A 12,301-nucleotide genomic window follows, 5' to 3' on the forward strand; every position below is an offset into this window, starting at 1 on the left:
GAGCCATGGCCCAACCCCGCGTCGACCTCACGAAGTTCGCCTGGTTGTCGATCGCGGCTGCGCTCGTCACCATCGGCCTCAAGACCGCCGCCTGGCTGATCACCGGATCCGTGGGCCTGCTGTCCGACGCCGCCGAGTCCGTGGTCAACCTGGTGGCGGCGGTCGTGGCCCTCTTCGCGCTGAGGGTCGCGGCCAGACCGGCGGACAAGAACCACCACTTCGGGCACTCGAAGGCGGAGTACTTCTCCTCGGCCATCGAGGGCGTGATGATCTTCGTCGCGGCCGTGGTGATCGTCGCGTTCGCCGTCGAGCGCCTCATCTTCCCCAGGCCCCTGGAGGAGATCGGGGTGGGCCTGCTCATCACCGTCGGTGCCTCGGTGATCAACGGTGCCGTGGCCCTGGTGCTCCTGGGGGCCGGCGCGAAATACAACTCCATCACGCTGCGCGCCGACGGCCACCACCTCATGACCGACGTGATCACCTCGGCCGGGGTGGTGGTCGGCATCGGCCTGGTGTGGATCACCGGCTGGACCTGGCTGGACCCCGTCGTCGCACTCCTCGTGGGAGTCAACATCCTCTGGACCGGGTGGCGCCTCGTGTCGGAGTCCGCCTCGGGGCTGATGGACGAGTCGCTGCCGAAGGAGCAGAACGAGCGGCTGCGCGGGATCCTCGCCGAGCACGAGACCGAGGAGATCAAGTTCCACGCCTTCCGCACCCGCATCTCCGGGGCGCGGGCGTTCATGGAGTTCCACATGCTGGTGCCGGGGGCGTGGTCCGTGCAGCGGGGCCACGACGCGATGGAGGACCTGATCGACCTCATCCAGGAGGAGTTCGCCGAGCTGCGCGTCATCGGCCACCTCGAACCCATCGAGGATCCCCGCAGCTACGAGGACATCCACATCGACTGAGCCGCGGGCTACCCCGCGAGCCGGTGCACGTGTTCGTGGATGATCTCCCAGACCGCCTCGTCGCGCATGGGCCGGAAATGGCCGGGGGAGTCGAGGTCGACGTTGGTGGCGCCCGCGAGGTGCGAGCCGTCCGGGATCACCTGGTCCCAGGCGGGCGAGAGCGACACGATGTGGGCGTTGACGGCCACCTCGTCGGACAGCTGGCGCAGCACCGCGTTGCCGGGCGAGAAGAGCCCCAGGGGGGACCACGCCACCAGCCGGTGCAGCGGCTTGCCCATCGACGAGCCACCGAAGGGGGTAGCCACCGCGACGAGGCCGAGGGCCACGGGGTCCTCGCCCTGGCGGCTGAGCACCGCCTTCCCGATCAGCCCGCCCTTGGAGTGCGCCACGAGGACCGCGCCGGTCACGCCCCGGGCACGCAGGATCTCCAGGCAGTGATCTGCCGAGTGGTCGAGGTCGCCGAGGTTCCAGCCGAGCCCCTCGACGAACTCGACCTTGTGTCCGCGGCGGCCCAGCCAGCGGGCGAGCGGGGCCAGGTAGCTCCACGGTTCGAGGATCCCGGGGATCAGGACCACCGGGACCTGACCGCACCCCTTGTCCCCGCCGTCGCCCTCGGGCATGCGCCAGCGGAAGCGGCGCCACAGGGCGGCGGCCATGTCGCGGCCGGCGACGGCCCAGTCGGCCACCTCGTGCCAGGCGCGGGAGAGGTGGCCCGACGGGGAGAGGGCGCTCACCGGCGGTGGGCGGGGCGGCCGGGGCGGGTGACGAGGGTGGACGCGCCTCCCGCGAGTCCGGGGTACTCGGCCAGGTAGCGCTCCAGCCAGGAGGCCGCGAACGCGTCGGCGTCGACGGTGGGGACCAGCGCCCAGACCGATCCCCCGAACCCCGCGCCGAAGCCCGAGGCGGCCGGCGCGCCGAGCTCGCGCGCCAGCGACTGCAGCCGGTTGGTCTCGGGGATCTGGTTGCCGAGCGACTGATCCGCGGTGCGGTGCGACAGCTCGGCGGCGCGCCCGAAGGCCGCGACGTCGCCGTCCTCCAGCGCGATGACGGCATCGGCGATCGCCCGGCGCTCGGTGACGAACGCCGTCAGCCGGTCCGCCAGCCAGTCGTCGTCCGCGGAGATGGCCTCCAGGCCCAGGAGGGCGTCCTCGCTGCTGTCCAGCGCCTCGGCCAGCGTGGCGTCGGAGCGGCCGGTGGCCGAGTTCCACTCCTCGACGAGCTCGCGCGCCAGCTGCGAGGCCTCGTTGTAGGAGGCCAGCGCGGCGCCGGTCTTCTCGGCCAGCACGCCCGAGACCGCCACCACGAACGACCAGCCTGCGGGCATCGGGACTGTCCGCCGCTCCTCGATGGGGCAGAACGTGAACTCGGTCAGCTGCCCCTCACGGCAGCACAGCATGGCGGTGTGGTCTTCCGAGCCGCCGAAGGTGCCCACCCCTCGCCGCCCCTCCAACGACCCGAAGCTCAGCCCGTTCTCCATCGTGGCGAGGTAGCCCGCCAGGTCGATGTCGCCGTCGATGTTGGCCCGCCATTGGGCGCGCTCACGCATCCCGTTGTGGTCGATCAGGGCCAGCGCCACCGCCACGACCAGCGCCGATGACGAGCTCATGCCCGAGGCCAACGGCAGGTCCGACTTCACGGTCAGCCGAGCCGGGCGCAGCTCCCCGAAGTTGAGGTGGAGCCGGTCCAGCACGGACTGCACGTAGTGGCCCCAATGCCCGACGGGGAGGCCGGGGTCGACTCCGGGCCGCAGCTCCAGGCGGCCGGGCAGCGCCGCGGACTCCACGACGATCGCGTCCACCCCATCCATGAGGTCGACGACGACGCCGCGGTCCACGGCGGCCAGCAGGGAGGGGCCGCCGGCGTAGTCCGTGTGCTTCCCCAGGACCTCGAGGCGGCCGGGCACGAACCACCTCACAGGACGGCCTCGCGTCCACCGAGCGCTGCCACGACCGACGCGATGTCGCCACGGTTGGACATGTCCAGCACCCCGACGGAGGCGCGCACCACCCGGTAGGGATCGCCGTCGGCGATGGCCCGGCGGACCGCGTCGGTGATCTCGTACTCGCCGCGGGCGGACGGCTCGATGGCGCGGGCGGCGTCGAAGATGGCCGGCGAGCACAGCCAGCAGTTCATCGAGACCACGGCGCCGTCGCCCAGCCGCTCGACGGTGGCCGCGTCGGGCTTCTCGACGAGCTCCGCCAGGTTGCCCTCGGCGTCCGCGGTGGCCAGCGCGAATGCGGCGATCCGCTCGGGCGCGATGTTCGACTCCGACAGCAGCCCGCCGCGCTCGAAGCCCACCAGCGCCGAGCCGGTGACGTCGGCGAGCAGCCGCAACGCCTCGGCTGGGTAGTAGTTGTCCGAGTTGATGACCAGCACCCGGTCCTCCCCGGCGAAGGCCTCGGCGGCCAGCACGGCGTCGGCGGTGCCGAGGGGCTCCTCCTGCACTGCGTAGGTGACTGTGACGCGCTGCTTCTCGACCGCGTCGTAGTAGTCGCGGATCATCTGGTGCTCGGGGCCGATCACCAGGCACACCTCGGTGAACCCGGCGTCGGCCAGCGCGGAGATCACGTGATCCAGGAACGGCCGGCCCACCGAGATCATGGCCTTGACGCCCGCGGCCGCCGCGGCGGTCTGCTCCTCGTTGAGGGCGACACCCTCGGCGTCCCTGCGCATCCGCGAGCCCAGCCCTCGGGCCAGGATGACTGCCTTGTGGGGTGCCTCGACGCTCATGGGGTCAGCGTATTGCGCCGGTCCCGCGCGGCCCCAATCCGCTGGCTGAGGTGGGGGAACCGCTCACCTGACGTGCTTGGCCGCCGTGGCCAGGATGAGCGCCATGGACACCGCTCCCGGGTCCACCACACCGACGGAGCGCTCGGCCAGGAGGGCGGCACGGCCGCGCTTGGCCACCATGGCGACGGTGGCGTCGCGGCCCTCTTCGGCTGCCTCGGCGGCGCGACGCAGCGCCTCGCCGAGGTCCCCGCCTGCGGCCACCACGTCGTCGAACGCGTCCGCGGCCGGAGCCAGGGCATCCACCATGGTCTTGTCGCCCACCTGGGCGCGCCCGCGGGTGACCACGCCGTTGAGCCCGGCGCGCAGCGCGCGCGACACGCCCACGGGTGAGACCTGTTCCGGCCATGACGCCCCCGCACGCAGGAAGAAGGTGCCGAAGAGGGGCCCGGAGGCGCCGCCCACGGTGCTGACCAGGGTCATCCCGACGAGGCGGAGGGCCTCCGCGGCGGTCCTGGTCTCGGTGAGGTCAAGGGTGAGCGCCGTCTCGGTGCCACGGCGCATGTTGGTGCCGTGGTCCGCGTCCCCGAGGATGCGGTCCAGCTCGTCGAGCTCGTCCGCGCGCAACGCGAACTCGCGGGCACAGTCGCGGAGCCACTCGGACACCGCGCCCACTGCTCCTGGCATGACTCTCTCCTCCGTGCAGATTCTGACGCCGGCCAATTCTAGGGCCTGCCGGCTGTACATCGTGGAACGAGGAAGCTGGCTCAGCGGAGGCCGCGGAGGAAGTCCTCGTCGTCGTCCGGGGCGCTCGGCCCGCGGCCGAGCGGCTTGGGCCCCTTCGTGGGCCGCCCCAGCAGGAGCCAGGCCGCCGGGCCGACGACGGGGAGGCAGATGACGGTGAACGCCCACAGCCAGCGGGGCATGGCGCGCACGCGGTAGCCCCGTGCCTGCGCCACCTCGACGACGCAGTACACGGTCAGCATCACGATCGCGATGATCAGCAGGACCCGGGCCACGCCGCCATCCTACCCGGGCGCGCGAGGGTCGATAGGGTGCGGGAATGGAGCAGTGGATCGACGCCGTGCGCCGCCTCCTCGACGATGGCGAGGGCCTGTGGCTCGCGGACGGCCCTGGCACCCCTCCGGCCGGACACGCCGTCGTGGTCACCTCCGGGTCTACCGGCGACGCCAAGCGGGTCCTCCTCCCCCGAGAGGCCCTGGCCGCGGCGGCCGACGCGGCCCACGAGCGGCTCGGGTTCGCCGCCACCTGGCATCTGGCCTTGTCGCCGCGCTATGTGGCTGGCCTGATGGTGCTGGTGCGCGGGCTCAGGGGCGGCGGTGTGCGAGCCTCGGACGCCTCGCTGGCAGGCCTGGCGCCGGCGCCTGGCCGCAACGCACTCTCCATCGTCGCCACGCAGCTCTACCGCGCCCTTCAGGCGCCCGCCCTCACCGCGACGCTGGCCCGGTTCGACGCGGTGCTGGTGGGCGGCTCGGCGCTCAGTCCGGAGCTGCGTGCGCGGGCCGAGGCAGCAGGGATCGCCGTGATCGAGACCTACGGCATGAGCGAGACCTGCGGCGGCGTGGTCTGGGACGGGGTGCCGCTGCCGGGCGTGACCGTGCGCCTCGGCCCGGACGGCCGGGTGAAGCTCGCCGGCCCCACCACCTTCGCCGGCTATCTCGGCGACGCGGCCGGCACCACCGCGACACTCGTCAACGGCGCGGTCCTCACCCGGGACCGCGGGAGATGGGTCGACGGAAGGCTGGTCATCGACGGCCGCGTCGACGACGTGGTGATCAGCGGCGGCGTCAACGTGGACCTGAACGAAGTGCGCCGCGCCGTCGCGGCCCTCGACCCGGAGGCGGAGGTGCTGGCCGTGCCGGACGCCGAGTGGGGGGCGCGGGTGGTGCTCTTCGCGCGCTCCGGCGAGCTCGGCGCATGGCGCGAGCGGCTCCGGTCGACGCTCGCGGCGGCGGCGCTGCCGCGGCAACTCGTGGTCCTGGCGGCCGTGCCGCGGACCGCCGGTGGCAAGCCCGATCGGGAAAAGCTCCTAGAGTTGCTCCGGTCATGAACGAAACGCTCTCCGTCTGGGTGGCCGGCGCCCGCCCGCGCACGCTGCCCGCCGCCGTCGCCCCCATCCTGGCCGGATCCGCCAGCGCCGCCGCCCTCGGGCGCTACGACTGGCTCGCGGCGGCTCTCTGCCTGGTGGTCGCGCTGGCCCTCCAGGTGGGCGTCAACTACGCCAACGACTACTCCGACGGCGTGCGCGGCACCGACGACGACCGCGTCGGCCCCACGCGCCTGGTGGCCTCCGGCCTCGCCCCGGCGCGCGCCGTCAAGGCCGCGGCGTTCGGCGCCTTCGCCTTCGCCGGCTGGGTGGGGCTCGTCGTGGTGGCGCTCAGCGGGCAGTGGTGGCTCATCGGCGTGGGCGCGCTCAGCATCCTGGCCGCCTGGTACTACACCGGAGGCGCCAAGCCCTACGGCTACCTCGGCCTCGGCGAGGTGATGGTGTTCGTGTTCTTCGGGCTGGTGGCCACGGTCGGCACCTGCTACGTCATCGCCGGCGCGGCCCCGCCGCACGCGTGGCTCGCGGCCACCGCCGTCGGCTCGCTGGCCAGCGCCATCCTGGTGGCCAACAACCTGCGCGACATCGCCACCGACCGGGCCTCGGGCAAGCTGACGCTGCCGGTCCGGCTGGGTGACCGGCGCAGCCGCGTCTTCTTCGCGGCCCTGGCCGTGGCGGCCGTGGCCGCGACACTCGCGTTCGCCGCGCTCACCACCTGGTGGGCCCTCCTCGGCCTGGCGGGCGCCCCGCTGCTGGTCACGCCGCTGCGCCTCGTGCTCGGCGGCGCCTCCGGGAGGGCGCTCATCCCCGTCATCCAGGCCACCGGCATGGCCGAGATCGGCATCGCGGCCGGGCTGCTCGCCGGGACCCTGCTGGCATGAGGCTCCACGTCTTCGACGTCGCGCTGCGCGTCCCCTTCCGCGGGCTGACGCGGCGCAGCGGGGTGGTGATGGAGGGGCGCGCGGGATGGGCCGAGTGGAGCCCGTTTCCCGAGTACGACGACCGGGAGGCGGCCTCCTGGATGCTGGCCGCGCTCGAGGCCGCCGAGGAGGGCTATCCGACGGCGGTCCGGGGCCGCGTCGAGGTCAACGGCATCGTGCCCGCCCTCAGCCCCGCCGCGGCCGCGGCCCGCGCCGTCGCCTCCCGGTGCCGGACGATCAAGATCAAGGTCGCGGCCGAGGGCGAGGGTCTGGCCGACGACGTGGCGAGGGTCGCGGCGGTGCGCTCGGCACTGCCGGAGGCCCGGATCCGGGTGGACGCCAACGGCGGATGGTCACTGCCGGAGGCGAGGGCGGCCCTGCTCGAGCTGGCGCCGCTGGGGCTTGAGTACGCCGAGCAGCCCTGCGCCTCCGTCGAGGACCTGGCGGCCCTGCGCGCCATGGACCTCGGCGTGCCCATCGCCGCCGACGAGTCGATCCGGCGTGCCAGCGACCCGCTGAGGGTGCGCGACGCCGGGGCCGCGGACATCGCGGTGCTGAAGGTCCAGCCGTTGGGGGGAGTCCGGGCCTGCCTGGAGCTGGCTGGACGGCTGGGGCTGCCGGTGGTGGTCTCCAGCGCGGTGGAGACCTCGATCGGGCTGCGGGCGGGGCTCGCGCTCGCGGCCGCGCTACCGGAACTGCCGTACGCCTGCGGGCTCGAGACGGGGCGGCTGCTGGAGGTCGATCTGGTGTCGCGGCCGCTGGTGCCGCGGGCCGGGCTTCTCACCGTCCGCGACGTGGACGCCGAGCCGGAGCTGCTGTCGCGGCACGCGGCCGGCCCCGAGCTGACGCGCTTCTGGTTGGATCGGTGGGAGCGGGTGCGCCGCATCGTGGAGGAGGGGCGTTGAGCAGCGTCGAGCTGGCATCGGTGGTGGTGGATGCCCTCCTCGGGATGGGCGTCACCGACGTCGTGCTGTCGCCCGGGTCGCGCAGCGCCGCGCTGGCGTTGGCCGCGCACCGGGCGGACCGGCATGGCGCCCTGCGGCTCCACGTGCGCGTCGACGAGCGGGTGGCCGGGTTCACCGCGCTCGGCCTGGCGAAGGAGTCCGGCCGGGCGGTGGCCGTCGTCACCACGTCCGGCACCGCGGTGGCCAACCTCGCGCCCGCCGCCATGGAGGCCAGGGCCGCAGGAGTGCCGCTGGTGCTGGTGACCGCGGACCGGCCCGCGCACCTCGTCGGCACTGGCGCCAACCAGACCGCGGACCAGGTGGGGGCGTTCGGGCCGTCCGCGCTGGGCGTCGTGCGGCTGTCGTCGGAGTCCGGCGGGGCCGACGGCTGGGCCGCGGGCGTGCACCGCGCCGTCGTGCTGGCCGAGGGGCGGCGCACCAGGCAGCCGGGTCCGGTCCAGCTGAACGTGGAGCTCGCCCCGCCCCTCGTCGGTGAGCTGCCGGCGATGCGTCCCCGCGGACTGACGGTGTCGCGGTCAGGTGGCCACACCGCGGTCGAGCTGGACGGGCGCCGCACGGTGGTGCTCGTGGGCGACGCGACGCCCACCGTGGGCCTGGAAGCCCGGGCGCTGGCGGAGGTGGTCGGCGCGCCCCTGCTGGCCGAGCCGTCGTCGAACGCCCGTAGCGGCCCCAACGCGATCGCCGGCTACCGCCACCTGCTGTCCGGCGTGGGCGCCGACATCGAGCGCGTGGTGGTGGTCGGGCACCCGACGCTGTCGCGGCCGGTGACCGCGCTGCTGTCGCGGCGGGACGTGGAGGTGGTGGTGGTGACGCTCACGGCCGCCTGGGTGGACCCCGGCCACCGGGCCGACGTTGTGGCAGACCGGGTGCTGCTCGAGGACCAGGACCCCGCCTGGCTCGACCGCTGGCACGCTGCCGACCCCGGGCGTGAGCCCGGGGAGGGGTTCACGCAGCGGCATGTGGCGGACGCGGTGCTGGCCGCGCTCGGCACGGGCGACGACCTGGTGCTCGGCTCCAGCTCGATCATCCGCGCCGCGGACCTCTCTCCCATCTCCTCCGCGCCGCCTCGCGTGTTCGCCAACCGCGGCCTGGCCGGGATCGACGGCACGGTGGCCACCGCCACGGGCATCGCGCTGGCGGGCGGCCGCCGCACCACGGTGCTGTTGGGCGACCTCACCCTCCAGCACGACCTCGGGGCGCTGGTCCGCCCGGCCCAGGAGCCCGGCGCACGCCTGCGGATCGTGGTGGCCGACGACGGCGGCGGCTCCATCTTCCACGGGCTCGAGCAGGGCGCGCCCGACTACGCGGAGGCCTTCGAGCGCGTCTTCGGCACCCCCCAGGGCCTGGACCTGGTGGCGGTGGGGGAGGCGCTGGGCTGGCGCGCCGTCGGGGTGGGCAGCGCACCGCAGCTCACCGCTGCGCTGTCGGGCGGCGCCGAGCTGATCGTGGCCAGCGTGCCTCGCCCCTGAGGCCGGGCCGCACTCACGGGGCGGGAGGGTCCCCAGTATCGACGACGGAGCTCTCGTCGAGCCGGGTGAGCCAGCGGCGCACCGCCAGGGTGGCGCGCACGTCGTCCTCGTTGTACTGCAGCACCCGGGTCCGCGCGGCCTCCCGCGCTTCGGGCGTGGGTCCGCCGACCGCCTCGCTGAACCAGGACTGCGACGCGAGGCCGCCCGGTTCCTCGTCGCGCCAGGAGAAGCCGGCGCCGCGCGAGGCGACCACCTTCAGGCCCAGCCCGTCGACGCCCACGAAGTTGTCCCGGATGTAGCTGAACAGGTCCACGAAGTGCGTGCGGATGAGGCCGCACACCTGCGCCAGGACCTCGCTGCCGCTCCGCTCGGCGAGCCGGCGCAGGTGGACGGTCTCGTAGTCGCTGTAGTGGTAGACCCGCAGGTCCGGGTGGCGCTCCACCAGCGCCAGTAGCCACCGGCCGAACTCGTCGGCCAGCTCGAACTCCCTGGACCCCGCCTGCGCCTCGAAGCGTGAGAACTGCACGTACCGCGGTGCGCCAGGCTGGTCGTCTCCGGCCACCAGGGCACCCCAGAGATAGACGGTGCCGTCGTCCGCCGTCTCGATGTCGAAGTCCACCTCGACTGGGGCCCGCGGCACCCCGATGGCGTCCACGCTCACCCGCTCCAGCTCGACCCCCTTGGCCAGCATCCGCGCGCGCAGGGCCGCCTGCCGCAGCCGCTGCTCGGGCCGGTCGCGGTGCCCGGTGAGGGGAAGGTAGCGGGGGAGGAGCTCGTCGACGTCCGCCTCCGCCAGTTGTGCCACCGTGGTGATGCCCAGGCTCATCAGCGTCTGCAGCTCGCGGACGTCCAGCGGCGCCTTGGAGATGCGCAGCGAGAGGTCGTCGTCGTCGATCCGGGGGCGGCACACCGTCCACCAGGAGCACCACTCGCACTCCTTCACCCGGATGGGTCTCACCACCGGCGGGGGATCGTCGACGCCCGTGCGCTCCGCGGCGCGCTGCGCCACGTACACGCGGAACCCGTGCTCGTGGTCGTAGCGCTCGAGGGCGGAGCGGAACTTGTGGCCGGCGCTGCGGGAGTAGGTGCGGATGAACCGGGCGGTGAGGTCCACCCAGGTCAGGGTGGGCTCGGCGCCCAGGGACCGGTCGTCCCCCACGACGGCCGCCAGCGGCTCAGCGGAGGCGAACCCGCAGGACTCCAGCAGCCGCCAGTGGTGGGCCAGCTCCAGCAGCGCCCCCTCCCGGTACACGCGGTAGCGCTGGTCAGGCAGGGGTTCGCGGCGGCCGACGGCACCCAGCGGGGACCAGGCGAGGGTGGTGGCGCCCAGCTGCTTCTCGCGCACGCGGTACGGCTTGACCTTCATGGGCCAGTAGCCCGGCGCGCCCGAGGCCGTGTCCGCGCCGCGGATCAGCGCGTCCGGCCGGCCGCTGCGGTGCCCGTCGAGGTCGAGCGGCAGCACGCCGCCGACCACCACGGGCGCCCCCGCCCCCATGGCGTGGAGGGAGGCCTCCTGCCGCTCCTCCCACGTGGCGCCGTCGCGGTGCAGCGGGCGCAGATCCACCGCCCCCTCGTTCTCCGCCACCAGGCGGGCGAGCACTTCGTCGCGGAAGTCCGAGCCGCCCTGGAACGACTCCCGCAGCGACTCGTCCGGCGGGGCGGCCGGCTGCACCACCGTCGGGTCGAACGTGTGGAAGGTCTTGACCGGACAGCTGCGCGCCGCGTAGGCGTCCAGCACGAACCCGCCCACGTCAGGCGTTCCAGCCGCGATGGAGCGCGACGATGCCTCCCGCGTGGTCCTGCCACTCGACCCCGGTCCAGCCCGCCTCTGCCATCAACGACGCCAGCCCACGCTGGTCCGGCCACGCGAGGATGGATTCGGCCAGGTATCCGTAGGCCACAGGGTTGCTCGACAGCTTGGCGATGGTGGGCAGCGCGGCTACGAGGTAGTTGGTGTAGATGTGTCGGAACAGGCCGTTGGTGGGGGTGGAGAACTCCGCGATGACCAGGCGGCCGCCGGGCTTGGTGACGCGCCGCATCTCGACCAACGCGTCCAGGGTGCGTTCCACGTTGCGCAGCCCGTAGGAGATGGTGACCGCGTCGAACGTGTCGTCGGCGAAGGGCAGTGCCAGCGCGTCCCCGGCCACGAAGTCCAGGTGGGGCTGCTGCAGGCGGCCCTGGCGCAGCATCCCCAGCGAGATGTCCGAGGGCACGACGTAGGCGCCCGCCTCGGCGAGCACGGCCGACGACGTGCCCGTGCCCGCGGCCAGGTCGAGGATCCGCTGCCCGCGGCGCGGGGCGATGGCTGCGACGGTGGCCCGCCGCCAGGCGTGCACCTGCCCGAGGCTGAGCACCGAGTTGAACAGGTCGTACCGCTTGGCCACGCCGTCGAACATGGCGGCCACATCGCCGCGTCGCTTGTCCATCGTCGCCCGCTGATTCTGCATTCCTGCAGCCTAGTGGTGATCCCTGACAGCCTCGTCCGGGTTCGCGGCATGCTGGGGCCATGACGCAGCGTCCAGATTCCGGCGGAAGGACCCGCGTGGTGCTGGTGCACGGCTCGATGTCGTCGTCGGCACAGTGGGCCGACTATCCGGGGCTGCTCCCGGACTGCGAGGTGGTGGCCGTCGACCTCCCCGGGCACGGGCCCCGACGGGCGGAGCCCTTCACCACCGACGGCGCCCTCGAGACCATCGGCGCCGCCGCGTCGGGCGTCGCGACCGTCGTGCTGGTGGGCCACAGCCTGGGGGGATACCTGTGCGGCCTCTACGCGGCGCGGCACCGGGGGCTCGCCGGCCTGGTCATCCTGGGCGGAACCGGCAACCCGAGGGGGAGGTTCGCCGCCCCCTATCGGCTGTTCGCCTGGCTCACCCGGCGGGTGAGCCACCGCCGTCTCGCCCGCCTGCGCGGCGCCGTGGCGCGGAGGTTGGGCGTGCGCGACGGGCTCCTGGACGGGGAGGCGTTGTACACCGCGCTGCCCGGCGTGTGGCGCGCCGTCGCCGAGGACTGCCCTCCACGGGTGCTGGTCGACGTGCGCTGCCCGGTGCTGTTCGTCAACGGACAGTTCGACCAGATGCGCATCGACGAGCGCCGGTACCTGCGACTCGTCCCGGTATCGAGGCTGGAGACCGTCCGCGGTGCGACGCACTTCGCTCCTCTCACGCACGCGCCCGAGGTCGCGGCGCGGATCAGGCGTTTCGTCGACGACGTGGCCCCGGGCAGGTAGCCGGGCGCCGATGTGCCGGGG

At 73.8% G+C, this 12,301-nt stretch carries 13 protein-coding genes; 6 read left to right on the forward strand and 7 right to left on the reverse strand.

The features are described from left to right. Positions 1–5: 5 nt before the first annotated feature. A complete protein-coding gene (locus ACZK5D_RS01645; protein WP_463664020.1) occupies positions 6–908 on the forward strand; it encodes a cation diffusion facilitator family transporter in 903 nt (300 codons plus the stop codon). Between the two features lie 8 nt (positions 909–916). On the opposite strand, the gene ACZK5D_RS01650 is transcribed toward ACZK5D_RS01645, so the two are convergent. From ACZK5D_RS01650 to ACZK5D_RS01670, 5 genes are all read right to left on the reverse strand, one after another. Further along, entirely contained in the window at positions 917–1,642 is a 726-nt protein-coding gene (locus tag ACZK5D_RS01650; RefSeq protein ID WP_463664021.1) for an esterase/lipase family protein, read from the reverse strand. Continuing rightward, the gene (locus tag ACZK5D_RS01655; protein ID WP_463664022.1) at positions 1,639–2,823 is read right to left on the reverse strand and encodes a GHMP family kinase ATP-binding protein; all 1,185 of its coding nucleotides are present in this window, start codon (positions 2,821–2,823) and stop codon (positions 1,639–1,641) included. The genes ACZK5D_RS01650 and ACZK5D_RS01655 overlap by 4 nt, the downstream gene beginning before the upstream one ends. Beyond that, complete coding sequence (locus ACZK5D_RS01660) at positions 2,820–3,638, reverse strand: nucleotidyltransferase family protein (protein ID WP_463664023.1); 819 nt, start codon at positions 3,636–3,638, stop codon at positions 2,820–2,822. The genes ACZK5D_RS01655 and ACZK5D_RS01660 overlap by 4 nt, the downstream gene beginning before the upstream one ends. A 63-nt stretch (positions 3,639–3,701) precedes the next feature. Continuing rightward, a complete protein-coding gene (gene dhaL, locus ACZK5D_RS01665) occupies positions 3,702–4,322 on the reverse strand; it encodes a dihydroxyacetone kinase subunit DhaL (RefSeq protein WP_463664024.1) in 621 nt (206 codons plus the stop codon). Positions 4,323–4,402: 80 nt separating this feature from the next. After that, the gene (locus ACZK5D_RS01670) at positions 4,403–4,654 is read right to left on the reverse strand and encodes a PLD nuclease N-terminal domain-containing protein (RefSeq protein ID WP_458994590.1); all 252 of its coding nucleotides are present in this window, start codon (positions 4,652–4,654) and stop codon (positions 4,403–4,405) included. Between the two features lie 44 nt (positions 4,655–4,698). Here ACZK5D_RS01670 and ACZK5D_RS01675 point away from each other — a divergent pair, with 44 nt between their 5' ends. Genes ACZK5D_RS01675 through menD form a run of 4 tightly spaced genes read left to right on the forward strand, consistent with a single transcriptional unit; the run spans position 4,699 to position 9,054 of the window. Further along, a complete protein-coding gene (locus ACZK5D_RS01675) occupies positions 4,699–5,706 on the forward strand; it encodes an AMP-binding protein (protein ID WP_463664025.1) in 1,008 nt (335 codons plus the stop codon). Continuing rightward, positions 5,703–6,581 carry a 1,4-dihydroxy-2-naphthoate polyprenyltransferase gene (locus ACZK5D_RS01680; RefSeq protein ID WP_463664026.1) on the forward strand — a complete coding sequence of 293 codons (879 nt, stop codon included), beginning with the start codon at positions 5,703–5,705 and terminating at the stop codon, positions 6,579–6,581. Before ACZK5D_RS01675 ends, ACZK5D_RS01680 begins: the two co-directional genes overlap by 4 nt. Further along, positions 6,578–7,525, forward strand: coding sequence for an o-succinylbenzoate synthase (locus ACZK5D_RS01685; protein ID WP_463664027.1), 948 nt, complete (start codon positions 6,578–6,580; stop codon positions 7,523–7,525). Before ACZK5D_RS01680 ends, ACZK5D_RS01685 begins: the two co-directional genes overlap by 4 nt. Then, positions 7,522–9,054, forward strand: a complete 1,533-nt coding sequence (gene menD, locus ACZK5D_RS01690) for a 2-succinyl-5-enolpyruvyl-6-hydroxy-3-cyclohexene-1-carboxylic-acid synthase (protein WP_463664028.1) — start codon at positions 7,522–7,524, stop codon at positions 9,052–9,054. Before ACZK5D_RS01685 ends, menD begins: the two co-directional genes overlap by 4 nt. Before the next feature lie 13 nt (positions 9,055–9,067). Here the strand turns inward: menD and ACZK5D_RS01695 are convergent, their stop codons facing one another. Next, a complete protein-coding gene (locus ACZK5D_RS01695; RefSeq protein ID WP_463664029.1) occupies positions 9,068–10,804 on the reverse strand; it encodes a TM0106 family RecB-like putative nuclease in 1,737 nt (578 codons plus the stop codon). Position 10,805: 1 nt separating this feature from the next. Then, positions 10,806–11,501 carry a demethylmenaquinone methyltransferase gene (locus ACZK5D_RS01700; protein WP_463664030.1) on the reverse strand — a complete coding sequence of 232 codons (696 nt, stop codon included), beginning with the start codon at positions 11,499–11,501 and terminating at the stop codon, positions 10,806–10,808. A gap of 59 nt (positions 11,502–11,560) precedes the next feature. Here ACZK5D_RS01700 and ACZK5D_RS01705 point away from each other — a divergent pair, with 59 nt between their 5' ends. Next, complete coding sequence (locus ACZK5D_RS01705) at positions 11,561–12,280, forward strand: alpha/beta fold hydrolase (protein WP_463664031.1); 720 nt, start codon at positions 11,561–11,563, stop codon at positions 12,278–12,280. The last annotated feature ends 21 nt before the right edge of the window (positions 12,281–12,301 follow it).

The sequence above is a fragment of the Tessaracoccus yangjingae genome, assembly GCF_055326235.1.